General features: G+C 55.1%; 20 protein-coding genes. 13 read left to right on the forward strand and 7 right to left on the reverse strand.

What is annotated here, in order from left to right:
* Positions 1-12: 12 nt before the first annotated feature.
* Positions 13-1,173 carry an efflux RND transporter periplasmic adaptor subunit gene (locus ACR0IP_RS14700; RefSeq protein ID WP_170693216.1) on the reverse strand — a complete coding sequence of 387 codons (1,161 nt, stop codon included), beginning with the start codon at positions 1,171-1,173 and terminating at the stop codon, positions 13-15.
* A gap of 87 nt (positions 1,174-1,260) precedes the next feature.
* Between ACR0IP_RS14700 and ACR0IP_RS14705 the strand changes: the two genes are divergently transcribed.
* The 5 genes from ACR0IP_RS14705 to ACR0IP_RS14725 all read left to right on the forward strand — a co-directional run bounded on the left by ACR0IP_RS14705 (position 1,261) and on the right by ACR0IP_RS14725 (position 9,943).
* The gene (locus ACR0IP_RS14705) at positions 1,261-1,902 is read left to right on the forward strand and encodes a TetR/AcrR family transcriptional regulator (RefSeq protein ID WP_170380643.1); all 642 of its coding nucleotides are present in this window, start codon (positions 1,261-1,263) and stop codon (positions 1,900-1,902) included.
* A gap of 357 nt (positions 1,903-2,259) precedes the next feature.
* On the forward strand, positions 2,260-3,387 hold the full coding sequence (locus ACR0IP_RS14710; protein WP_480526372.1) for an efflux RND transporter periplasmic adaptor subunit: 1,128 nt from the start codon (positions 2,260-2,262) through the stop codon (positions 3,385-3,387).
* A 1-nt stretch (position 3,388) separates the two neighbouring features.
* Positions 3,389-6,532, forward strand: a complete 3,144-nt coding sequence (locus ACR0IP_RS14715; RefSeq protein WP_480526374.1) for an efflux RND transporter permease subunit — start codon at positions 3,389-3,391, stop codon at positions 6,530-6,532.
* A 165-nt stretch (positions 6,533-6,697) separates the two neighbouring features.
* The gene (locus ACR0IP_RS14720) at positions 6,698-8,308 is read left to right on the forward strand and encodes an FAD-dependent oxidoreductase (RefSeq protein ID WP_480526378.1); all 1,611 of its coding nucleotides are present in this window, start codon (positions 6,698-6,700) and stop codon (positions 8,306-8,308) included.
* Between the two features lie 297 nt (positions 8,309-8,605).
* Positions 8,606-9,943 (forward strand): adenylate/guanylate cyclase domain-containing protein, encoded by a 1,338-nt coding sequence (locus ACR0IP_RS14725; RefSeq protein ID WP_170380648.1) that lies wholly within the window; start codon positions 8,606-8,608, stop codon positions 9,941-9,943.
* A gap of 394 nt (positions 9,944-10,337) precedes the next feature.
* Here ACR0IP_RS14725 and ACR0IP_RS14730 read toward each other — a convergent pair whose 3' ends face one another.
* Positions 10,338-10,574 carry a sulfatase-like hydrolase/transferase gene (locus ACR0IP_RS14730; RefSeq protein ID WP_480526444.1) on the reverse strand — a complete coding sequence of 79 codons (237 nt, stop codon included), beginning with the start codon at positions 10,572-10,574 and terminating at the stop codon, positions 10,338-10,340.
* A gap of 28 nt (positions 10,575-10,602) precedes the next feature.
* A complete protein-coding gene (locus ACR0IP_RS14735; protein ID WP_170380692.1) occupies positions 10,603-10,797 on the reverse strand; it encodes a sulfatase-like hydrolase/transferase in 195 nt (64 codons plus the stop codon).
* Positions 10,798-11,131: 334 nt separating this feature from the next.
* Here ACR0IP_RS14735 and ACR0IP_RS14740 point away from each other — a divergent pair, with 334 nt between their 5' ends.
* The 3 genes from ACR0IP_RS14740 (at position 11,132) to ACR0IP_RS14750 (ending at position 14,003) form a co-directional block, all read left to right on the forward strand.
* Positions 11,132-13,078, forward strand: a complete 1,947-nt coding sequence (locus ACR0IP_RS14740; RefSeq protein WP_480526381.1) for a DUF3604 domain-containing protein — start codon at positions 11,132-11,134, stop codon at positions 13,076-13,078.
* A gap of 276 nt (positions 13,079-13,354) precedes the next feature.
* Positions 13,355-13,636 (forward strand): HlyU family transcriptional regulator, encoded by a 282-nt coding sequence (locus ACR0IP_RS14745; RefSeq protein WP_170380651.1) that lies wholly within the window; start codon positions 13,355-13,357, stop codon positions 13,634-13,636.
* Positions 13,637-13,832: 196 nt separating this feature from the next.
* Positions 13,833-14,003 carry a hypothetical protein gene (locus tag ACR0IP_RS14750; protein WP_480526383.1) on the forward strand — a complete coding sequence of 57 codons (171 nt, stop codon included), beginning with the start codon at positions 13,833-13,835 and terminating at the stop codon, positions 14,001-14,003.
* 398 nt (positions 14,004-14,401) lie between these two features.
* Here ACR0IP_RS14750 and ACR0IP_RS14755 read toward each other — a convergent pair whose 3' ends face one another.
* The 4 genes from ACR0IP_RS14755 to ACR0IP_RS14770 form a co-directional block, all read right to left on the reverse strand.
* The gene (locus tag ACR0IP_RS14755) at positions 14,402-15,073 is read right to left on the reverse strand and encodes a nucleoside triphosphate hydrolase (protein ID WP_480526385.1); all 672 of its coding nucleotides are present in this window, start codon (positions 15,071-15,073) and stop codon (positions 14,402-14,404) included.
* Positions 15,070-15,852, reverse strand: coding sequence for an ATP-binding cassette domain-containing protein (locus ACR0IP_RS14760; protein ID WP_170429655.1), 783 nt, complete (start codon positions 15,850-15,852; stop codon positions 15,070-15,072). The genes ACR0IP_RS14755 and ACR0IP_RS14760 overlap by 4 nt, the downstream gene beginning before the upstream one ends.
* Complete coding sequence (locus tag ACR0IP_RS14765; protein ID WP_170380653.1) at positions 15,852-16,922, reverse strand: ABC transporter permease; 1,071 nt, start codon at positions 16,920-16,922, stop codon at positions 15,852-15,854. Before ACR0IP_RS14765 ends, ACR0IP_RS14760 begins: the two co-directional genes overlap by 1 nt.
* Before the next feature lie 116 nt (positions 16,923-17,038).
* The gene (locus ACR0IP_RS14770; RefSeq protein ID WP_170380654.1) at positions 17,039-18,058 is read right to left on the reverse strand and encodes a sugar ABC transporter substrate-binding protein; all 1,020 of its coding nucleotides are present in this window, start codon (positions 18,056-18,058) and stop codon (positions 17,039-17,041) included.
* 188 nt (positions 18,059-18,246) lie between these two features.
* Here ACR0IP_RS14770 and ACR0IP_RS14775 point away from each other — a divergent pair, with 188 nt between their 5' ends.
* The 5 genes from ACR0IP_RS14775 (at position 18,247) to ACR0IP_RS14795 (ending at position 24,640) form a co-directional block, all read left to right on the forward strand.
* Positions 18,247-19,446 carry an ROK family transcriptional regulator gene (locus ACR0IP_RS14775; protein WP_480526388.1) on the forward strand — a complete coding sequence of 400 codons (1,200 nt, stop codon included), beginning with the start codon at positions 18,247-18,249 and terminating at the stop codon, positions 19,444-19,446.
* A gap of 184 nt (positions 19,447-19,630) precedes the next feature.
* Positions 19,631-20,761: a LacI family DNA-binding transcriptional regulator gene (locus ACR0IP_RS14780; protein WP_480526390.1), complete on the forward strand. Its 1,131-nt coding sequence runs from the start codon at positions 19,631-19,633 to the stop codon at positions 20,759-20,761.
* Positions 20,762-20,782: 21 nt separating this feature from the next.
* Positions 20,783-22,138, forward strand: coding sequence for an ABC transporter substrate-binding protein (locus ACR0IP_RS14785; protein WP_170693201.1), 1,356 nt, complete (start codon positions 20,783-20,785; stop codon positions 22,136-22,138).
* A 58-nt stretch (positions 22,139-22,196) separates the two neighbouring features.
* On the forward strand, positions 22,197-23,432 hold the full coding sequence (locus ACR0IP_RS14790; protein ID WP_170693199.1) for a carbohydrate ABC transporter permease: 1,236 nt from the start codon (positions 22,197-22,199) through the stop codon (positions 23,430-23,432).
* Positions 23,432-24,640: a carbohydrate ABC transporter permease gene (locus ACR0IP_RS14795; RefSeq protein WP_480526393.1), complete on the forward strand. Its 1,209-nt coding sequence runs from the start codon at positions 23,432-23,434 to the stop codon at positions 24,638-24,640. Before ACR0IP_RS14790 ends, ACR0IP_RS14795 begins: the two co-directional genes overlap by 1 nt.
* Positions 24,641-24,643 lie beyond the last annotated feature (3 nt).

The raw sequence follows: 24,643 nt of genomic DNA on the forward strand, positions 1-24,643 counted from the left end.
CAGATCGCTCCGTTACTCGCCAGTGTTGAAGGCGACGCGCTGACCAACGCTGACCCGCTGCGGCCCCTGATCGATCAGGACGGTGCCTTCCGGAAACGCGCCACGCACAAATACGCGGTCATCTTCGGCATGCAGTACTTCGACCGTCGCCAGGCGCACAGTCTTTTGCGCGTCGGCTACGAGCAGTGTCCATTGCCCGCGCGTTCCTTCCTTCAGTGATGTTGTGGGCACCCACGTTCCGGCACTTTGGACAGGATCGAGTACATGCACACGTGCGGTTTGTCCGAAAGCAACATCGGGAGCGTTCTTCAGATCGAACAGCGCGGTGCGGGTTCTGGTCACCGGGTCAATATCGGGCCGCAAGGTTGCAAGCTCAGCCCGGTAACTTTGACCTGCTATTTCGATCTCAACATCAGTTAGCAGCGCCGGATCAACATCGAGAGGAATGCCGATCCGAACCTGCGGCGACACGACCTCGACCATTCCCAGAACCAGCTCGCCCGAGCGCAGAGTTTCGCCGCCGTCCACGTGTCGCGCGGTTATTTGACCGGCAAATGGGGCCTCGATGCTGGATTTCTCAATCCGAACGGTCACATCGCGCAAGGCCGCATCCAGCTCACCAATTCTGGATAACAATTCATCTTGCTGAGAAACGGCTTCGTCCAAACGGGCTTGACTGGTAAAGCCTTGTTCGATGAGTTTCGCGTTTCGCTCAACCGTCTTTCTTGCAAATGCAAGCTGGGCTGCAATAGCATCGCGTGATGCTGTCAGACGGTCGCGTTCGACCTCCAGCAGTGCGATGTCCAGTGTCGCAAGAAGTTGACCCTTGGCAACCTCGTCACCCTCATCCACCAGAATTTGATCCAGCGTCCCGTTCAGTTCGAAAGAGATATCTGCCGAACGCTGAGGTTCGACCTGCCCGATGAACTCACGGTCGACCGTGTACGCGCTCTCGGAGGTGATCGGCGTCACGGACACCGGTGTAACAGCGGCGGCATCCGGTGCTGGCACCGCCTCCGCTCGACGCGTGAGCTCGGATGCGCCGAAGTGAACAGCGGCCGCCGCAATTGCTACAAAACTGACGGTCACTCCCAGACGCACACTGCCGCGTAACACACGTACAAATAGGCTCGGTTTGGTCGCTTCAGTAGATGAATTTGCAGGGTTCGGCATTTGGGGACCTCATCAAGTTAGTGTCTCTAACATATGTTAGAAGTTCTCACTTTGACAAGAGATACGTGATCTGGCACATGTTGGATCATGAGCAGCATCGAAAAAAGTCATCCGACAAACAGACAAACGGCGGGTCTTTCCGTCAGCAAGAAGGCCTATCATCACGGTGATCTCCGCGCTGCACTGATCGAAGCAACCCGACAGTTGGTAGAAGAAAAAGGTCCGGACAGTTTTTCCGTATCCGAGGCGTGCAGACGCGCGGGCGTGTCAACCGCGGCACCTTACAAGCACTTCAAAGACAAGACAGAAATGCTGGTTGCCACTGTCCTTGAGGGAATGGATCGGCATCGAGACAATATGCTTGCTGCGCTGGAAGGCGTTCCTGAAGGATCTCCCGAGCGCATTACTGCCATAGGGATGGAGTATATTGCCTTCGCGTTAAATGAGCCTGGGATCTTCAGGCTGAAATTTGGCGGCTTCACAGATCGCATCGCGGACCCGCGGCTAGAGGAAGGCGGCCAGCAAAGTTTCGGGATTCTTTTGACTGAGGTAGCAAAATGTCTCGGTGAACCGGGCATCACAGACGACGTTCGCCGCCGTGGGTTTTTGTTGTGGAGTTTCGTGCACGGGCTATCCTTCATTCTGCATGACAAAAGGCTTGCCGAGAAAGGTGAAGAGTTTGATCTTCATACACTTCTAGAGGACGTTTCGGAAAGAATGCTGAGTTGAGCGTTCTCAAGCTATACGAATCCAACTAACCACTGATAGGAGGCAATCTGTGCCACTATCACGCCTACGCCTAACGATTGCTCTGGTTCACGCAAAAGACATTGTTGGAAAGCGCTGCGAATGTCCGGAAGGCGGGCGGCAACCGCTGCATCGAGGCTTTGGCGTGCGCGTCAGCTTTGGGCCGAACTAATAATTCGCTCACTGCTAAAAAATTGGTCGTAGTTCGCTGAATGCGGTCCAGAAATGGAGCAGAATGATCACTAACATCAAATCAACTAGACCCTTTGTGCTAGAACACTCTAAAGTGTTCGATGGCAGATTTGACCTTAAGTCATCATCTATCCCGGGGGCATGAGCATGATCATCAGGGTTTTTCCTATCGCCACCGTCATTTTGATCGCCCTCTCAGGCGCTCTTGTGGCTCAGCAGGGTCCTCCACCCGTGACGGTGGCAAAGCCGGTTGTGAAGTCCATAGTTGAAGATGATGAGTTTGTCGGTCGCTTTGGTGCCGCGGCTGACGTGGACGTCCGTGCGCGGGTTTCCGGTTTTCTGGACCAGGTGCATTTCAAGGACGGAACTCTCGTCGAACAGGGCGATTTGCTCTTTACGATCGACCAGCGTCAGTTTCGCACTGCATTGCGACAAGCCCGGGCACAGATCAGCATTGCTGAAGCAACGAGTGCCTTCACGACTGATCAGCTTGAACGCGCCGAGGCTTTGATCAGAAATGGCAACATCGCGGAGAGCGTGGTGGACCAACGTCGAGAAGCTTTTCTTGCGGCGCAAGGTGTTCTGGAACAAGCGCGTGCTGCACTGGAATTGGCCGAGCTTGATCTGGAGTACTCGGAGATCCGAGCACCAATGTCAGGGCGTATCGATCAGGCCCGGGTTGATCCTGGAAACCTGATCATAGCCCAGGACACCCTGTTGACATCGATCGTTTCGACCGACCCGATTTATTTCTATTTCGACATAGATGAACGCTATTTTCTGGCATACGCGCGAGATGCGCGTGCCCGGGGATCCGTTCTGCAAGAAGGTGCAGACAATCTCCAAGTTCAGGTAACAGTGGCTGACCGAAGCATACCGCCTCAGAACGGAATACTGGATTTCTCGGAGAACCGCATTGATGATGAAACCGGCACGATGCGCGTACGCGCAGTTCTGCGCAACCCGGATGAGCTTTTGACACCCGGTCTGTTCGGACGCGTCAACGTTCCCGGATCGCTTCCTTATGAGGGCATTCTGATCCCGGATGAGGCGATTGCTTCCGATCAGAACCGAAGACTTGTGATGACAGTGGATGCTGAAGGCAATGTCATACCAAAAGAAATCCGACCTGGCCCCAGAATAGACGGCTACAGGGTCGTGCGTGAAGGTTTGGATGGGTCGGAGACGCTGGTCATCGAAGGTCTTGTTCGCGCCCGTCCGGGCACCGTTGTTGCTGCGGAATTGATCGAGCTGCCGATGGTCGCTGAAAACTGATATGGGGCGTTTCTTTGTCACTCGACCCATCTTTGCGATCGTTGTCGCGGTTGTGACAACCATCGTTGGGTTGCTCGCGTATTTCGAACTGCCCGTTGAGCAGTATCCGGAAATCGCACCTCCATCGATTGTGGTCAGGGCGAGTTACCCCGGAGCAGACGCTGAAACGATTGCCGCTACGGTCGCGACCCCGTTGGAGCAAGAAATCAACGGTGTTGAGGGCATGCTCTACATGTCTTCCTATTCGACGGCTGACGGGTCTATGTCGCTGACGATAACGTTTGAACTGGGCACCAATCTCGACGCTGCTCAGGTTCTTGTCCAAAACCGCGTTTCTATCGCTGAACCGCGCCTTCCGCAGGAGGTCAGGGCGCTTGGCGTCACGACGAACAAGTCTTCACCCGATCTCATGATGGTCATACATATGCTCTCACCCGATGAGACTTTTGACCAACTTTATGTATCAAACTACGCCCGTTCGCGTGTCAGAGATCGCCTTGTGCGTCTTGATGGTGTTGGCGATCTGATTATTTTCGGTGAACGGGAGTTTTCGGCGCGCGTGTGGTTGGACCCGGACCGGCTTGGCTCGCTAGGATTGACGTCCGGAGATGTCGTCGCGGCGCTGCGCGAACAAAACGTTCAGGTTTCGGGCGGTTCCTTGGGATCACCGCCCAATGCGACCGACAGCGCCTTTCAAGTGACGCTCACAACGCAAGGTCGATTGGAAGATCCACGCCAATTTGGTCGGGTTATCGTCAAGTCGACTGACGACGGGCGCGTCGTACGAGTTAGGGATGTGGCGCGGGTTGAAATCGGAGCACGCTCCTACGTGACAAACTCGTACCTTAACAACAAACCGGCTGTGGCCCTCGGCATTTTCCAACGACCAGGTTCGAACGCATTGGCGTCGGCGGATGAGATTTTGGCGGTTGTGGAAGAGTTGTCACAGGATTTCCCATCCGGGCTTGAGTATCAGGTGGTGTACAACCCTACAGAATTCATCGAAGCCTCGGTGAACGCGGTCTATCGAACTTTGTTCGAAGCCGTATTGCTGGTTGTTGTTGTGATCGTTGTTTTCCTTCAGAGCTGGCGAACGGCCATAATACCGTTGATCGCCATTCCCGTGTCACTTATCGGGACATTTGCCGTGATGTTGGCGCTTGGATACTCTCTGAATTTGCTAACGCTGTTCGGGCTTATTCTGGCGATCGGGATCGTCGTTGATGATGCCATCGTTGTTGTCGAAAACGTTGAACGAAACATCAAAAACGGCATGTCTCCGAAAGATGCGTCCGCCCGCACCATGGACGAGGTCCAAAATGCGATCATCGGGACAACACTGGTTCTGATTGCTGTCTTTGTGCCAGCCGCTCTGGTTCCCGGCATTACCGGCCAATTCTACAGGCAATTTGCTGTCACGATTTCCGTCGCAACAGTTATTTCGACCATCAATTCACTTAGCCTTTCGCCAGCGTTGGCCGCCGTGATCTTGAAGCCAAACTCCAGTGCACCAACACGAAATCCGCTGGCCTTTGTCACAGACCCACTTAGCAACGGGTTCAACAGGGGGTTTGACGCAATGGCGTCCGCTTATGGTCGGACCGTGCGCGCATTGTCTGGTTCAACCGGGATGCGCAGCATCGTCCTTTTGGTTTTTGCCGGATTGATGGGCGGAACATATTGGATCACGACAAAAGTACCGACCGGTTTCATCCCTGAAATGGACCAGGGGTACGCCATCGTTGTGGTGCAACTGCCTGATGGTGCAGCACTGGACCGGACCGACGATATCATCAAGCAAGCGACTGAGATAGCATTGGAAACACCCGGGGTCACAAATGCTGTGGCATTTGCGGGTTTCTCGGGGGCGACGTTTACCAATGCAAGCAATCAAGGTGTTATTTTTACCACCTTCGAGAGCTTCGAAAGCCGTCAGGAAAACGGGCTGACTGCAGGTGCTATTGTGGGCCAGCTTTTTGGCCGGATGCAGGCCCTGCGCGAAGCCTTTATCATCGCCATTGCACCTCCGGCGGTCCGCGGGGTCGGCACTGGTGGCGGTTTCAAGCTTCAGCTTCAGGAACTTGAAAGTGCAGACATGTCACGCGTGTTGCAATCTGCCTATGCAGTCATGGGCAGTGCAAGCCAGTCGGACAAGGTTCAGGGCGTGTTCACAACCTTTTCGTCCGGATCACCGCAGCTGTACCTTGAGATCAATCGCGTTCGGGCACAAATGCTCAATGTCCCGATTGGCGAAATATTCGAAGCACTCTCGATCAACCTCGGATCTGCCTATGTGAACGACTTCAATGCTTTCGGGCGTCTTTTCCAGGTGCGCGCGCAGGCGGACGAGCCGTTCCGTCTGAACCAGAGTGATATTCGAAGTCTGCGAGTCCGTTCCGCAACAGGAGCTTTGGTTCCGTTGGGTACCTTGGTTACCGTCCGCGAAACCGCGGGGCCCGCCTTGGTTCAGCGCTATAATCAACAGGTGTCTGTGCCGGTTCAGGGCTCGCCAGCACCCGGTGTGTCAACGGGTCAGGCATTGCTGGAGATGGAAGCACTCGCAGAAGCCGTCATGCCGCCGGGGTTGGACTTTGAATGGACCGAGCTTGCTTTGCAGGAACGAAATCAGGGCAATACGGCAGCATATATTTTTGCATTTTCGGTGCTGTTTGCCTTTCTTTTTCTCGCGGCGCTCTACGAAAGTTGGACGCTTCCGTTGGTCATTATTTTGATCGTTCCACTGGCTGTATTGGGCGCGATGCTGGGGGTGATGTTTCGAGGTATGGACAACAATATTCTGACGCAGGTTGGATTGATTGTTCTTGTGGGGCTTGCCGCAAAGAATGCCATTCTGATCGTGGAGTTCGCCAAACAAGCGCAGGAAGAACGTGGGTTGTCGGCTATTGATGCCGCTGTCGAGGCCAGCCAATTGCGCTTGCGGCCAATACTGATGACTGCATTCGCGTTTATACTCGGCGTTGTGCCCTTGATGATTGCAGTCGGTCCCGGTTCAGAGATGCGACAGGCTCTTGGAACGGCAGTATTCTTTGGCATGTCGGGTGTAACTCTGCTTGGACTGTTTTTCACACCTGTTTTTTATGTGGCCATGCGCACGGTATTCCCGATGCGGCAAACCACGACGTAGGCCAATGGTGCAGTGATAGATGCCTTCGCGAGGCTCGCTGCGCAGGAAGCAGCATGCAAAACGTCGGTAGGTCTATTGCGGCGGCCCTAGTGCCAAGTGAATAGGTGAAAACCTCGAAATAGCCGCTAGGTCTTTTTATAGCGCTGAACGTCAGGAGAACTGCACATGGAGAGCCTTGCTGCCAATCTTCGCGAAATGACGCGAACGCCTTTGCATCAGAGCCATGTCGAGACCTTGAAAGCGTTGGGCACTGAAGTGAGTTTTGAGGCAGGCCAAATGATCGCTGAGGTTGGCGATCCAATGGACCGGTTTGTCTACATAGTCACAGGTCGGGTTGAGGTAATTGATCCACAAACGCGTGAGGCTTATCTACCCACGTCCCTTGGGCCGACGCAGTTCCTGGGAGAGATCGCATTTCTCAGCGGCGGGGTCTATTCGCTGCCGATGCGTGCGCGAGAGGACACGCACGTTATCTCCGTGCCGCGCGAGAAGATGCTGGACGCAATGTCGCGCATTCCAGAGATGTCAGATATCGTCATCACTGTCTTTTCCGCACGTCGCCGACGTCAAATCGAAGACAACGACAGCTCTCTGAAACTGATTGGCGCTGACCTGGATCGCAACATCCGTCAAATCGAAGAGTTTGCTATCCGAAACAAGATCCCGTTCCAAACGATGGACCTAGGTTCTGAGAATGCATGTGAGGTCGCGCAGGCCTGTCACCTGACAGGCCATCAGCCGGCGGTTATCTTTGGTGACAGCCTGGTGGTTGACAACCCGACCCCATCCAAGGTCGCCCGATTGCTCGGGCTCGAACAGTCTTACGATTGTCGAGAGGTCATAGATGTGTTGATTGTAGGAGGTGGTCCGGCCGGGGTCGCGGCTGCGGTCTACGCTGGTGCGGAAGGGCTGTCTGCGATTGTTGTGGAGGACCTCGCAGTTGGGGGGCAGGCTGGGACATCCAGTCGGATCGAGAATTACATGGGCTTTCCAACCGGCATATCGGGTGCAGACCTTGTATGGCGAGGGGAAGTCCAAGCCATGAAGTTTGGCACTCGATTTGTTCGCCCAAAACGGGCTACTCAATTGCAACGTCAATCTGATGGCGTGTTCTGTGTAACGCTGGATGATGGGCAAAAGCTAAGGGCACGTTCGGTCGTAGTCGCCACGGGGGTCCAGTACCGGCGCCTGCCGTTGGACAGGCTGAAAGACTTTGAGGGTTTGGGCATCTACTATGCTGCGACTGAAATGGAAGCGCGCTATTGCAAGGGCGCAGAAGTCGTCGTCGTTGGGGGCGGAAACTCTGCGGGGCAGGCAGCGATGTACCTGTCGCGATCCGCAAAACATGTCCACGTATTGGTCCGAGGAGACAGCTTGGCTGCATCGATGTCCGATTACCTGCTTTCAAGGTTAGAGACGGACCCGGCGGTCACCATCCACTACAAGTCCCAGCTAAAGACACTTCTTGGGGACAAATCCATGTCCAAGGTTATCATTGAGCGTGACGGATCAGACTGGCCACTCGATTGTAGCGCCGCTTTTGTTATGGTTGGGGCTGCACCCAATACCGAATGGCTGTCGCAGAGCTGCCAGCTGGACGCACGCGGCTTTGTGGTCACGGGCAACGAGGCCAATGCCGGATCATCTTTCGCAACGTCTTGTCCCGGGATTTTTGCCGTGGGCGACGTGCGCGCAGGATCGGTCAAGCGCGTTGCTTCCGCGGTGGGAGAAGGGTCAGTTGTCATATCCCAAGCTTGGGAATACCTGCAAAACTAAGTGTTTTTATCCGTATAAGAGCTACTTGGCTGTCCTGCCTAGGCTAGCCCGGTTACAACCAAACAGAGATTTCTCTTTTTCAACGCGGTCTCCAGTTGGGCCTCTATTGCTAGGTTGTTTTGGTCCTCAGCGGAGCCTGGGTCAAAATAGATGCGCTTCATCCGCGTTTTGGCTCGTTGGTCAAGAAGGCATGAATGTCAGTCACGAGACACTTTGATATTGTGCAAATTAGAAGCAGAAGCCCCTGCGACCTGCGACGGCAGTGTTTGACTTAATTCCAATTCGGCGGAGCCAGTTTTGACCGAAATCGACGCGCAACAATTCGCAACGGAGGCCGAAAGAAGACTCACAAAGGCCGAGCAGCGCGGACTACGCCTAGCGATTGCCTGTCGCACCTTCATTACCGCTGCAGCGTTTTTCTGGTACTTGGGTTCAACACTATTGTTTCCTGAGTTCAGTACACGCCAAGTCACGACCTTCGCATTGTTCGCGTTCACTGCAATCGGCGTCGCCCATCTCGTATTGATTGGCACCAGCTATGACAGGGCCTGGATCAAGTATGCCGTTTACGCACTGGATTCATTGGCGATCTGTTCACTTTTTGCGCTCGTCCCCATCAGCAGAGCCGACGACGTGCCGCAGATCATCGCGTTCCGCGCTTATGGAATATACTATCTCTTTCCAATAGTCGCTTTGTCGTGCCTCAGCCTTTCCTGGCGTCTTGTGCTCTGGACTGGAGGCCTTTGTGTAGTCGGATGGTGGGCGGCATTCATTTGGGTCACGTTGCCGATGGAGCGGACGCTGTCATGGGCAGATATGTCTGCTATGGCCACCCGCGAAACCTATGAGGCTGTGTTTCTTTCCATTGATTTCATCGGTCGCGGCAATCGCATCGAAGAAACCGGGATGCTGCTGTTTGCGACGTGCATTTTAGCAATTGCTGTATTCAGAAGCCGAGCGGTCTTCTTTGCGCAAGTTGAAGCTGATCTGGAGCACGGTCGCGAACGCGTAAAAAGACAACATGTTTCGGACCTTCTTGCCAAATACCTGCCGGAAGAAATCGCGAAGAAGCTCATTGACGACAATGCTCCGCTGAGACCTCAGAAATCATTTGGTACGGTGCTCGTGATGGATATTGCTGAGTTCACAAGATTTTCCTCACAGCATTCTCCGGACGAGGTGATCAAACGCCTGGATCTCTTTCTCACGGACGCGACTGAGGATGTTTCAGCCGAAAATGGGATTGTTATTTCTTATCTTGGCGACGGATTTCTTGTGACATTCAACGCACCAGTCAAAGTCAAGACGCCAGCGGACGCGGCGGTAAGAACTGCAGAAACCTTGCACGCGACGGCTGGCAGGCACGGGCTTTCAATCCGGATTGGCATCGCAAGCGGAGAGCTTGTCACAGGCACGATCGGGTCCGACATCCGCCAGTCGTTCACTGTGTACGGAGATCCCGTCAATCTTGCTTCTAGGCTAGAAGCTAAATGCAAATCGCTCCGCGCGGCGATGCTTTTGGATGCCGCAACCAATGACGCTCTATCGGGGATTGATTGGCTGGTGAGCTTTGGTTCGGTTGAGATCGAAGGTCTGGCCGAACCTGTCGCCGTATTTGGTACTGACAAACCGTGATTGATGCCGGGAAATCTACCTGAAATGAATGGAAACAAGAAAATTATGCAATTGCGTTTCCTTGCGGAATTCTTCGGCTAAACTCGGTTCAATTCAAGTTCTGCACGCGTAAAGATCACCACCGTGCCGCCGGAAACACCAGCGGCCTCAAGCGCATCATCTTTACTCCTGATCTACGTATTTGTCTGAAGTAAAAAGTCGGCCTAAACGCTGTTTCCAGTAGCGCCATTAAATTCCTCGGACGCGATGTTTGGATAGTGGGTCTGCGTATATGAAGGATAGATGAAAAACGGGGCGTCTTCGGCGCTCTTCGCTTCGATAAAGTCGATAGCCTTTTTCGTCAGGTCGCCAACTATCTCGCCGCGATAGTCCGGATTGTAGTCCCGCGCGATAGTTACTGGCTCGCCTGCAACACCCGCATCACAACAGGCTCTTCCGTTTTGGCTTCGGCAAAACCCGGAAGCGTGCGCCAGACTGCAACGTCCGTGGTTTCAACTCCGTAAAATTCGTCGAAGCCATGATTCGGTGGATAGCGCCCCTCGGTCCAGCCAAGGTGCCACTTGCCGTACATAGCTGTGTTGTAGCCTACCACCTTCAGCATCTCTGCAATTGTGATTTCCCACTGAGTCAGACCGTAAACGCCACCCCCAAGTGGGACGCTATGGTTGACCGTAACGTCCTGTCATGGTCGCTGCACGGGACGGCGTGCATTGGCTTTCCACGTTGAAGTTCGTAAGCCTTAATCCCTCAGCGGCCAGAGCGTCCATTTCCGGAGTAGCGGTGCCACGAATTATTCCACCGCCATTGAACCCTGGCTCACCCCAGCCAAAATTATCTTGAAATATGAATATGATGTTGGGCTTATCTTGAGTTGAAACGACCGAGGCAAATAAAAAGGGATAAGGAAAATAGGAATGTTCGCGACAACCTCTTTACGGCAACGCCTCCGATCAAGGTCTCGGTTTCATGACTTGCGAACCAATTCACCAGTCGTCTAGAATCTCCGCTATTTGGGGTGCTTTTTACCGCATCTGAGCGTCAAAGTTATGGGCGAAGCTGCAGCCCGGGACTAGTCGAACCTCATCCGGGGTCTTTTGAGCCCACCCAAGAAAAACCTTTGTTTTCCTTGACGAACAGCCGGCTCAGATGTTGCCATAGACTAGAATTCAGCTCGGCTGGGAGGTTCAAATGAAGTTTTTTCTTAAGACATCGACAGCAATAGTTTCCATAGCGTTCATAGCAAGCTCTTCAAATGCTCAAGACGCCGCACAAGGCGGGCAAGTTGGAGAGATGACCATTTCAGTTGATGATATGCGTGAACCAGCGCCTACTGATTTTTCGCCGTATGCAGGTCGAGATTTTCCGACACGCCCGCTATGGGGTGACACTCACCTGCACACGTCAAACTCGCTCGATGCGCGCGGATTTGGCGTCATTCTGAGCCCAGACGATGCCTATAGGTTTGCACGTGGTGACGAAGTCACAACATCGCATGGCCTCCGTGTGAAGCTGTCGCGTCCCCTCGACTGGCTTGTCGTATCTGATCATTCAGATGCCATGGGTGCCATGAATGAGATCGTGGCGGGGAACTCTACACTGATGCGTGATCCAACGCTGCGAGACTGGAACGAACGCCTCAACGCCGGCGGGGACGTCGCTCTAGGTGCAACCATGGAAGTTATTGAAACCTTTGCTGGCATCACCGGAGATGCTCTGCCCGAGGCTGTTTCAGATCGCAGGTTTGTACAATCCATATGGGATGAGTTCACGCAAACTGCGGATCATCACAACGCCCCTGGCACATTCACTGCGTTCATTGGATACGAATGGACGTCCACCGAAGCTGGCAACAACCTCCACCGCAATGTGATCTACCGGGATGATGCCATTCGCGCTCGGCAAATGCTGCCCTTCACAACCGCAGAAACCTTTAATCCGGAACGGTTGTGGGACTGGATGGAAACATATGAACAGGAGACTGGCGGCCGTGTACTGGCCCTTGCACACAACGGCAACGTCTCTAACGGCCTGATGTTTCCGGTCGAGACAAACCCTGAAACGGGTGAGCCTTTGACAGAAGATTACGCAGAGCGGCGTGCCAAGTGGGAGCCGATGTATGAGATCACCCAAATCAAAGGTGACGGAGAAACGCATCCGTTTTTAAGCCCAAACGATGAGTTCGCAGACTATGAGACTTGGGATAAATCCAACCTCGGACCAACTCCTAAAGAAGACTGGATGCTCCAGTACGAGTATGCCCGAGAGGCTCTGAAGAACGGACTGAAGCTTGAGGCTCAACTCGGCACAAATCCATACAAATTCGGAGTGGTAGGTTCGACGGACAGCCATACCGCTTTGGCAACGGCGGAAGAAGACAATTTCTTTGGCAAACACTCTGGCGTCGAACCGGAGCCCGGTCGTTGGCAGCACGTCGTTGGTGAGTTCGATACGACAAGAATTCTTGGATGGGAAATGGCAGCGTCTGGCTACGCCGCAGTCTGGGCAGAAGATAACACACGCGAAGCAATATTCGACGCAATGGAACGGAAGGAAGTCTATGGGACGACCGGCAGTCGCATTGCAGTTCGCTTCTTTGGTGGCTGGGACTTTACCGATGCTGATGCAAGGTCTCGTTTGCCCGCCGAAATAGGATATGAAAAAGGCGTTCCGATGGGAGGGGACCTCGCAGATGCAACAGAAGGCGCGGACGCCCCAACATTCCTGGTTGCTGCGCTGAAAGATCCATTTTCCGGCAATCTCGACCGAGTTCAGATTGTGAAAGGTTGGTTAAATGCCGATGGCGAAACTGAAGAGCGGGTCTATGACGTGGCGTGGTCGGGAGACCGAAAACTTGATGCGGACGGCAAGCTGCCAGCGGTCGGGAACACCGTGGATGTTGCAACGGGCACGTTTACCAATTCGATCGGTTCTCCAGAGCTGATCAGCGTTTGGACGGATCCTGAGTTCGATCCTTCAGTTAGCGCTTTCTACTATGCCCGTGTTCTAGAGATTCCCACTCCGAGGTGGACAATTTACGACGCCGTTCGGTTTGGAGACGAGGTGCCTGCCGAGGTGCCTACGTCAACGCAGGAACGTGCTTACACCTCGCCAATTTGGTATACTCCCAAAGGCTGAAATGTGACTAATCCTTGCGTCGTTGCTGTAAAAGCCCGGTAGCTCTTGTCGCTGCAACATCGGGCTAGTCGGTTTGTGCGAACGTCCACCTAGGGCTCTTTTATGCAATGGATAGTGGAGCGGTGGACCGGGCTTTCGCTGCGGTTCGGGGCTTTCAGACCATGCGCCAAGCGTGCTATCGGATCGACGGCGGGTGATCTGATCTAACGACCTGTTTCACTTCAGCACATTGCGGAGTTAGCTTCCAATACTATCAAAATTGAAAGGAACTTCCCTATGTCCCTGTTCTCAAAACTCTTCGGTGGCGCTGAAAAGACCGAACCGGAGCCGGTCTCGTACAAAGGGTTCGAGATATTCCCCGACCTGATGGCCGAGGGTGGCAAATACCGCCTGTTGGCCCGTATCGAAAAGATTATCGACGGAGATCGCAAGACCCACACGGTGATCCGGGCGGATGTTTTCGAAAGTCGGGACCAGGCCGAAAGCTTCAGCATCGCCAAGGCGAAGCAGGTTATAGACGAGCAGGGAGAACGCCTTTTCGGCTCAGGGAATTGGTGACTTGAAGACGGTTCTGTTACCATCTTTTGACCCTTAACCTTCGTAGCGTTAGCGCCTGTGTGGCGACCCGCTAGATCCAGTTGAAGGTTGGATCATGATTTCTTTTGCAGGCGCGCAGTATCGGAAGAACGGGATACTGTTCGCAGTGACCTTTTATGTTCGATAGGGTGTCTTCCAGCGCGACCTGGCAGAAATAATGTGCGAACGCGGCGTTGTAGCGGATCACACGAAGCAAACGCTGGGGTTCTCAGCACTCGCTTCAGCCGTCGCGACACTTGAAGAGGTCGAGGTCACAAACCTGATCCGCAAAGGTCAGCTCAAGCCCGAAATCTGTCTTTTCCAACAAATTGCTGAACTGGCTGCATAAGATAATAGAGATCGCCCAAACAGTTTGGCGCGTCCAAAACTTTGCAACAAAACCGTTTAACAATGATGTTGTTGGCGATCCCCGCGAGGTGCTCTGCCTGTGCAATCATTCCCGCGGCAACCAAAGCTGCAACCTTAGCCGTTACCGCTCTATCCGTCAGACTGCGTATTTATGCAATGACCTCTTTGAAAACGCGGTCGGACTTGGCGATTAGGCTTGGATTGGTGGTCATTCAATCCAATAATCCGAAGCCTGTCGGGTCTTTGTTATCGTTTACTTCTGCGGTGTCCTCGAAGAATTTCATCAGGTGCCCTTATCGCGTATTGGGGTGACTTGGATTGTACCTGAAGCTGTCCAAAGGCCCTGCCTCAAGGGCTTGTTGAAGCCAGTGCACAGGTTCACAACGCGTAGCGCATCCCGAATTCGGTGTAGTTTTGACTCAGTGTAAGATCTGCCTTTCGGCTATCGCGGATGACACGTTCTGCGTTGGGCAGATCGTTGGTTTTCGCGCGTTTCAGCGCGGTTTCCGGGTCAAATCCGTGCTTAATCCAGCGCTGCTGCAATCTGCTTTCGAGTTCTTCCAATGTGGGGCTGACAAAAACGGTTAGGGCGAAGACATCCTCTAACGTCCTCCAGGGGTCGCTGTTCATCAAAAGGTAGTTTCCTTCCACAACCACGATCGGAGTTTCAGGATGAACCGCAATCGCATTGGCGATGGCCAGGTCCATTTGGCGGTCGAACATGGGATGAAAGGATTCATGTCGCGCGGATTGCAGCGCGTTAATTGCCTTGCAAAACCCAAAAGCATCGAAGGTTTCTGGTGCGCCTTTTTTTGCCCGCAAACCGCGCGTCTCCAATACGCGATTGTCCAAATGGTAACCATCCATTGGCACAAGAGTGGCTGAAGGAACCGCCGAGCTCTTTTGCGCGTTCAGCGATTGCACAACGGCTTCCGCTAAGGTCGACTTTCCGGATGCAGGGGGGCCGGCGATTGCAACAATCGTCCGAACCCCAACCTGCCTCCGGGAGGAGATCAGGTCGCAAACTTGCTTTGCATCCTGCTTGATCACGCGGCGTCCTCTTTTGGAGGTTCCTTGGCGCCGGTCATGAAGGCCACCGCATCGGACATCGTGTAGTCCTTGGGGTCGATCGTGCAAAGGCGTTTACCCAACCGGTGCACATGGATGCGATCGGCGACTTCGAAGACATGCGGCATGTTGTGGCTAATCAGGATGATTGGAATGCCACGCGCCCTTACGTCCTGGATCAGCTCAAGCACCTTGCGGCTTTCCTTGACGCCCAAAGCCGCCGTCGGTTCGTCCATGATGATGAACTTGGTCGCAAAGGCAGCTGCGCGCGCAACGGCAACGCCTTGGCGCTGGCCGCCGGATAGTGTCTCTACCGCCTGATTGATTGACTGCACGGTCATGAGGCCAAGCTCAGTCAGTTTTTCGCGGGCGAACTTTTCCATGGCAGGCCGATCCAGCTGACGCATGTATTTGCCCATGAATCCCTGTTTGCGAATCTCGCGCCCCATGAACATGTTGTCCGCAATCGACAGGGCAGGGGACATGGCAAGCTGCTGATAGACGATCTCGATCCCCATGTTCCGGGCGTCGATCGGCGAGGTGAAGTTGACCTTTTTGCCTTCTATTAGGATCTCGCCTTCGTCCGGGATCGTGGCTCCGCAGATGGCCTTGACGATGGACGACTTGCCCGCGCCGTTATCCCCGATGACCGCAAGGATTTCTCCTTGCCGCAGTTCAAAATCGGAATGGTCGATGGCGGTAACGTGGCCATAGCGCTTCACGATCCCGCGGCCTTGGACGACTGGAGTTGTGTCTGACATTAGCCCGATACCTTTCTGATCCACTGGTCGACTGCGACGGCTGCGATGATGAGAAGTCCGATAAGCAGGAAGGTCCACTGCGCGTCCGCGCCCAGAAGCCTGAGCCCCAGAGTAAAGACACCGACGATGAGAGCCCCGAACAGGGACCCCAGAATGGAGCCTCGTCCGCCGAACAATGAGATACCACCAATCACAACCGCAGTGATGCTTTCGATATTGGCCAATTGACCGGATGTTGGTGAAACCGACCCGATGCGCCCGATCAGGGCCCAGCCTGCAAAGGCACAGATCAATCCGGACAACATATAAACCGACATCAGCGTTCTGTGGACGTTCACACCGGATAGTTCGGCGGCTTCGGGATCATCCCCCACCGCATAGACATGACGGCCCCAGGCCGTGTGCTTAAGCGCGTAGGCCAGCACGAAAATCAGAACGAGCATGAATATAACACCAACCGTAAAGGTCGCGCCACCGACGCTGAATTTTGTTCCAAAGAATTGCAGGAACGGGGCGTTGGCCTCGATATCCTGACTGCGAATTGTTTCGTTTGCGGAATACAGGAAGTTTGTCGCGAGAACGATCTGCCACATGCCGAGCGTGACAATAAAGGGCGGCAGCTTTACGCGACTGACCAGCCATCCATTGAGAGCCCCGATCAGGGTCCCCATGGCCAGCCCGCACATCACGGCTATGGGCACGGGGATGCCATAGCGGAAGGTGAACTGACCCATAATGACGGATGAAAACACCATGATCGCGCCGACGCTTAGGTCGATGCCGGCAGTCAGAATGACAAGGCTTTGTGCCGCGGCCACGATGCCGACGATTTGAACCTGCTGCAGGATCAGCGTCATCGCAAAGGGTGAGAAGAATTTTGATCCCAGCAGCAGGCCGAAAATAACGATCGCGCCAACCAGAACGATCAAGGGCACAAAGGATGGATTGACGTGGAGAAGATGCTGCAACTTCCCCAGAACACCACGCCGGTGATCTTCAAACTCCGCAACGGTTTCTGACGCATTGGCGGCGGTTTCGAATTCCTGGGCGTTTTGGTTTGCTTCAGACATATCTCCCCCTTTTCGTGGCTGGCATCGCGTCCACGAAATCAGTGTACAGGAAGTTTCGGTTTGCTGGTGAAAGGATTGATGAGGCGCTGCTGCGCGCCTCACCTAAAGAGCTGTCTTTAGCCCCAGCAGAGATCCAGACCTTCTGCGACCGACAGCGACTCAACCCCATCAACTGGCTGGTCGGTGATGAGTGCCACGCCCGTGTCATAGAAGTCTTTGCCAGGTGTGTTTTCGGGTTTCACACCCTCTTCGGCCCATTTCTTTACGGCCTCAACACCAAGCGACGCCATCAAGAGCGGGTACTGCTGGCTTGTCGCGCCGATCACACCGGCTTCGACGTTTTGGACTCCGGGGCATCCGCCGTCGACCGAAACGATCAGAACGTCGTTTTCACGCCCGATGGATTTCAGCGCCTCATATGCGCCCGCAGCGGCCGGTTCGTTTATCGTGTGAACAACGTTGATGGATGGATCTTTGGCCAGAAGGTTTTCCATCGCGCGGCGGCCGCCTTCTTCGTTGCCGTCGGTCACGTCACTGCCGACCAGACGCGCATCGGTTTCGTCACCGATGACATTCGGGTCCGCCAGGTCCACACCGAACCCGTCGAGGAAACCCTGATTGCGCAGAACGTCCACTGTCGGCTGACTGACGTTCAGATCCAGCGTCGCGATCTTGGCGTCGGCTGCGGCGTCGCCCATTTTAGCCTTGGCCCATTGACCGATCAGCAGACCGGCCTTGTAGTTGTCCGTCGCGAATGTCGCGTCCGCTGAGTCAATCGGGCTCAGCGGTGTATCTAGAGCAATGACCAGAACTCCCGCATCCCGGGCCTGTTTGACCGCAGGAACGATAGAGCTGGTGTCGGATGCCGTCAGCAGAATGCCTTTTGCGCCATCGAGAATGCAGGTCTCAATAGCCTGGACCTGAGTTTCATGGTCGCCATCGACCTTGCCAGCAAACGCCTTGAGCGTCATGCCAAGCTCTTCTGCCTTGGCGGTCGCACCTTCTTTCATCTTAACGAAGAAGGGGTTGGTATCGGTCTTTGTAATCAGGCAGACGGTTTCCCCGGCAGCCTGCGCAGATGCTGCAGCCAAAGTCAGCGCTGTGGCGGATGCGGCAATCTTAAATAGATTTCTCATTTAGTCTCCTCCCAGAAAATTGTTGTGGCCCTGCGTGGAATAGCGACAAGGCGCGCCTCCATCCTCCAATGAAGGTCTTGCTCAAGAAACCGTGATTCTAGCCTCTGTGTCAATAAATAAATAAAGTTTATTTATTAATTTGGCTGCGCATCTTTTCATAAGAAAACAAGGTGTTTATGTTTAGGGTAATGGAAAGAGAGGCGCTGAAAATACTAACCGGCGGGGTAAGCCAAAGCGGTGTTCGTGATCACAACGAACGCCTAATTCTGACGGTTTTACAACGGCATGGACCTGCTGCCGGGGCCGATGTCGCGCGGCTGACGGGCTTGTCCCCACAGACCGTGTCGATCATTCTGCGTAAGCTCGCAAAGGACGAGATTCTCAAACGTGGGACGCCGTTAAAGGGCAAAGTAGGGAAACCTTCGATCCCCATGGAGCTCAATCCCGAAGGCATTCTATCGGTGGGAATGAAGATCGGTCGCCGCAGCGCCGATCTTCTTTTGATCGACTTCACCGGTAAGCCACGCCAACAGCTCTCGACGACTTATGACTACCCGCTTCCCGAAGCTGTGTTCGGGTTTTTGGAGGAAGGACTGCAAGACCTTCTGGCCAATGAACCCCAGAAGCTCCGCGACCGGGTATGCGGGATCGGGATCGGTACACCGTTCGAGCTGTGGAAGTGGCACGACCTGTCTGGGCTTGCGGCTCAGAAATTCAAATCCTGGAGAAACGTGAACTTTTTTTCCGAAGTGGCCAAGTTCAGCGACCTGCCGGTTTTTGTGGTCAATGACGCGACGGCCGCGTGTCACGCCGAACACCTCTATGGCCGCGGGGCCGAGTATCGAGACTATTTTTATTTCTTCATCGGCTCAATGATTGGCGGAGGCGTTGCCCTGAATGGCACCGTATTTGAGGGCAACCAAGGCAATGCCGGTGCCTTGGGCGCCATGCGGACAACGGGTCCTTTGGGTGAGAGCCAGCAACTGATCGACACAGCATCGCTGTTTCTGCTCGAGGACAGGCTGATCGAAGCGGGTATTGATCCGGTCATTTTGTGGAAAAAGCCGCAGGATTGGAGCAGCATTTCTCGCTATGTCGAACCCTGGATTGGCACCACGGCACAGGAACTCGCCAAGGCTGCGCTGTCTATTTGCGCGGTCATAGACTTTGAGGCGATTTTCATTGATGGTGCATTCCCACCTGAAATACGGGACGAGCTTGTTTCACGGGTTCGTCGTTACCTAGCCAATCAAGACAAACGCGGTTTGATTCCTCCGGTTGTTGAAGCAGCAGCTGTTGGAGAAAACGCCCGCGGTATTGGAGCGGCAAGTAGCCCAATTTTCCGCCAGTTTCTATTGAACACCAATGCTGGGCTTTCTGGGATGTAGCCATCCTCGAACAGGCACCTCCTAGCCGCACCAACGCGACTGGTCCCAACGCTACGACAAAGCCCTTCCGTGTGTTCTTTAAGTGTTCCGATGCAATTCAAATAACGTCCAAAAAATAGCCAAGTTGCACTTTTTTTAACTTTCTTGTTGCCGAAACCGGTTTCGGAGCGAACAAATAGCTTAAATGACCGCGAATCTTTCATATCCACCGCGTGACCAGTCAGGGAACGCAACCGTCACGGGCCGGGTGAAACTGGACGAATTGGCTGCGCATCTGGGCTTGTCCAAAAGCACGGTCTCGCGCGCGCTTAACGGGTATCCCGATATCTCTTCGGCGACGCGCGCACGGGTGGAAAAAGCGGCTCGGGTGTTGGGATATCGGCCGCTCAGCCACGCGCAGGCGATCCGGACCGGGCAAGTTCGTGCGATAGCTATGGTCATCAACAGCGAGGAGCCGGATCAGCATAATCCCTTCTTGCAGGATTTTCTGGCCGGAGCTTGCGCAGCGGCAAGTAGCCTCGACTGGACCATGACCATTTCCACGGCCACCTCCGAAAAAGACACATTGAAGGTGCTGAGCCGCCTTTATGAGGAACGGAAGGCCGATGGATTCATTCTACCGCGGACAGCGGTGAAGGATGCGCGTATTGGCCTGCTGCGCAGTCTTGGAGTACCTCATATTTTGTATGGGCGCACCGGGTATGGACAACCAAATAACTGGGGCGAGACTTCCTGGTTTGACATAGCTGGGGAAAGCGCAATGCGTAACGCCGTTTTGCGACTGAGCGATTTGGGGCATACACGCATAGGCTTTGTCGGCAGCGATCCCAAATTCAACTACGCGCATCTACGCCGTGACGGTTATGCCGAAGGTTTGCACGCTGCTGGTCTGCCCTTGGATCCGGATCTGATCCAGGAAGGGGCGCGCACGCGTGAAGATGGCGCGGCTCAGGGACGGGTGCTGATGGCCTTGGATCAACCTCCAACGGCGATTGTCTTTGCGACTGATCTGGCCGCGTTGGGTTTCTGCGCAGATGCGCAGGATCAGGGGTTCGAGATCGGGCGCGACATCTCAGTGATTGGCTACGACGGTATTCCGGAGTGCCGGTACGCGCGCCCCGCACTGACCACATTTTCCGTCGATTCTCGCGCGGCCGGTGAACGGCTGGCGACCCTACTGATCCGGCAAATCCGTGGCGAAGCGGCTGCAGACTTGCGAGAGCTGGCCGAAGCAAACCTGATCGAAGGTGACTCTGACGGGCCACCAAATCTGACGTCACACGAATTGGCGCGTAAACTGAACCATCTGACGTGAACATAACCGGGGAGGACACCGATGAAACTAACACCCAAAGCTGCGAAGCTGATGCTTGGCTCGTCGCTAGCGCTGGCGCTGACAGCGCTATCCGTGCAGGCCGACACGATCCGTTTTTGGACCACTGAGGAGCAACCTGAACGTCTGGCAAAACAGCAAGAGATGGCAGACCAGTTCAAAGCCGAAACCGGTACCACGGTTGAGGTGATCCCGGTCACTGAAAGCGATCTGGGCACGCGCGCGACGGCCGCTTTTGCGGCTGGCGACCTGCCGGACGTTGTCTATCACACGCTGCAATATGCCCTGCCTTGGGCCGAGGCTGGTATTCTGGACACCGAAGCCGCGACTGAAGTGATCGAAGAACTAGGCGCTGACACTTTCGCCCCCGGTGCTTTGGCGATGGCTGCGTTCAACGACGAAACCGCCTCGGTGCCAGTCGATGGCTGGACCCAGATGGTGGTCTACCGCAAGGACCTGTTCGAAGAGGCTGGTTTGGAGGCCCCCGACAGCTTTGCCGATATTCAGGCCGCGCTTGAGGCTCTGCACAACCCGCCGGAAATGTACGGTTTTGTCTCGGCGACCAAAGTGGACGAAAACTTCATGAGCCAGGTGCTGGAACATGTCTTCCTCGCCAATGGAGTGTCGCCTGTGGGTCCCGATGGGTTCCAGCCGCTTGACGAAGCCAAAACCACCGAGGTTCTGGATTTCTATAAAGCAATCTCCAAGGCGTCGCCTCCGGGTGAGCTTTTCTGGAAGCAATCGCGCGAGCTGTATTTTGACGGCAAAGCCGCAATGATCATCTGGTCGCCCTTTATTCTGGACGAACTCGCGGGTCTGCGTGACAGTGCCCCGCCAACCATCAACGATGATCCGACCTCGCGCGATCTGGCGAGCAAGACCGGCATCGTGACCAAGCTGTCCGGCCCATCAAACCCCGATGGCGCGGCATGGGGAGATGTGCGGTACTTCGGTATCACCAACGACGCCGATACCGATGCGGCGATGGAGTTCGTGAAATTCGCCATGGACGACGGCTACACCCAGACGCTGGCAATCGCGCCAGAAGGCAAGTTCCCGGTCCGTCGTGGCAATGCCGACAACCCGACCGCGTTCTCGGAAGCCTGGGCAGAGCTGCCTGTTGGTGTCGACCGCAAAGCGCCCCTGGGCGAGCTGTACGAACAATCCATGATCGACGAGATCGTTGGCGGTCTGGATGTGGCGCAGCGCTGGGGCGTGGCCGAAGGCCAACTGGCGCTGGCATCGAAGATGATCAACAGCCAGGCCATAAACCGCGTCGTTCGCCAGTATATTGACGACGAGATCGACGCGGCCACAGCCATTGCGGCGATGAACGAAGAGTTGGCCAAGGTTCAGTAACCACCCGGCACCTGCAGCGGCGTGCGCGCCGCTGCCCCTAAACCCTTCGAGGTAACCCATGACTTCGGCCTCCCCACCGACAGGAACCGGGGCGTTAGCCAAACGCGAGGCGCGTCTGGCCTGGACGCTGCTGGCTCCGACCATCATCAGTGTGTCGCTGGTTGTGATCCTGCCTTTGCTGGCGATCTTCTGGATCAGCTTCAAGCCCTTCACCCTGTCTGACCTGCGCCCGCCTGCTCCGGTCGTGCGTGAAAGCCTGCGCGGATCGGGTGATGATCTGCGGATCGAATACCGCCTGCGCAACTCTAGTCAGGATATTGCGATCGACGGCGTGACAGTCCGGGATGTCCTGCCCGATGGCGTGACGCCACTTGGCGATATTGCAACCCCCTGTGTATTGAACGGGCAAGAGCTGTTCTGCGACTTTGGTACGCTGGAAGGCGGCGAGCGCGAGCGTATTCGCGTTCCCGTTGCGGTCGATGGCGACCCGGACTCCTTCGAAGATCTGGTTGAAGGGTCTGAACCAACGGTCACCGGCAGCGGCCCCAGCGTGCTGACAAACTTCGAGTTCAGCCTAGAGAACTTCGCCCGTGTGTTCGACGGCGACGAGTTCTGGGGCGTGCTTTGGGTTACCCTGTTCTACACCGTCTTCGGCACCATCGGTGCGTTGGTCATGGGCCTGTTCGCTGCCTTGCTGCTGAACAAAAGCTTCCAGGGGCAGGGCTTCATCCGGGGTCTCTACCTGTTCCCCTACGTGGCCCCCGTCATCGCCGTGGCCTTTACCTGGGTCACTTTGTTTGATCCGTTCTCGGGTTCGGCCAATGCTTTGCTGGTGCAGATGGGGCTGAGCAGCGAGCCGATCAACTTCTTTGGGGAACGCCCACTGGCGCTGATCATGGTCACCGTCTTTGAAATCTGGCGCTATTTCCCGCTGTCCTTCCTGTTCATTCTGGCGCGGATGCAGTCCATCGACTCCAGCATGTATGAAGCGGCGGATATGGATGGGGCTTCACCGTTCCAGAAGTTCTGGCTGCTGAGTATCCCGCAATTGCTGGGTATCCTGTCGGTCTTGTTCCTGCTGCGCTTCATTTGGACGTTCAACAAGTTCGACGACATCTTCCTGCTGACCGGTGGTAACGCGGGCACCCGCACGCTGACGGTGAACGTGTATGAACAGGCCTTTGCGGTCTCGAACATCGGGGCGGGCGCGGCAGTGGCCGTGGTGATCCTGCTATGTCTGATCGCCTTCAGCTTTGTCTTCTTCAAATTCATAAGCCGTGAGGAGGGTCTGTGATGCGCCAAGGGTATATCACTGGCCCGATCCTGGGTGCGCTGTGGCTGGTGGTGATTGCTACCACCATCGCGGTCACCATGTCCTTCGCCACGGGCGCGGCCTTCCGTCCCCAAGTTCTGCTGAGCCTGATCTGGGGCGCGTTGGCTGGTCTGGCATATGTCCGCTTTCCCGCTCGTCATGCCTCGGCGCGTCTGGGAGTGTCGGCCCTTTTGGGTCTGACTTGCCTGACAGGCTTTGGCCCGGTTCTGATCGGCTCGGACACAACGCTGCTCGCGCTATCGGTCACCGTGGTTTCGACTGCCGTGGTCATGCATCTGTCGATCGCTGAAATCCTGAAAGAGCTGCCCTTTGGCGAACTGACCCGTCATGAGTTCGAAGACGCCGTGATCAGGTTCTGCACTGGTTTCGGTTATATCTTCTTCACGGCGATAGTGGTCATTCCCTTCTACGTGATGGTGATGACCAGCCTGAAGTCACAGCAGGCGCTGTTGCAGAACCCGCTGGATTTCTCGCTGGATCTGGATCAGGGTTGGGCGCTGTTCCGCAGCTATACGGAACTGTTCCGCGATTTCAATTTCGGCTCGTACCTGTGGACGTCCTTCTACGTCTCGGTGCTGACGGTCTTCATCACACTGGCCTTCAGCATTCCGGGGGCCTATGCCGTCGCTCGGTTCCGGTTCAAAGGGCAAAAGGCGTTCTCGCGCTCGATCCTGCTGATCTACATGGTGCCGATGATCGTTCTGGCGCTGCCGATCTATATCGCCTTTTCGCTGACTGGCCTGCGCAACTCGATCCTCGGCATCGTCATGATCTACCCGGTCACCACGATCCCAGTCGCGCTGTACATGCTGCAGGGGTATTTCCGTGGTCTCCCGACCGAGGTCGAAGAGGCCGGCCTGATGGATGGTCTCTCGCGCTTGGCGGTGATCTGGAAGATCACCCTACCGCTCAGCCTGCCGGCTCTGGCTTCGGTGTCGCTCTATGTCTTCATGATCGCCTGGAACGAATTCCTTCTAGCTTTCATGCTGCTGGATGATCCCTCGAAATTCACTCTAACCCGAGGCGTCACAATGCTGAACTCTTCGGAAATCCCTCGCCAACACCTCATGGCTGGCGCGGTGATTGCCACTGTTCCAATCATGGCCCTGTTCCTGGGGCTTGAACGTTTCATGACCAAAGGCCTGACGGCTGGCTCGGTCAAAGGATGACAG

This window comes from Ruegeria sp. AL11 (assembly GCF_056540865.1).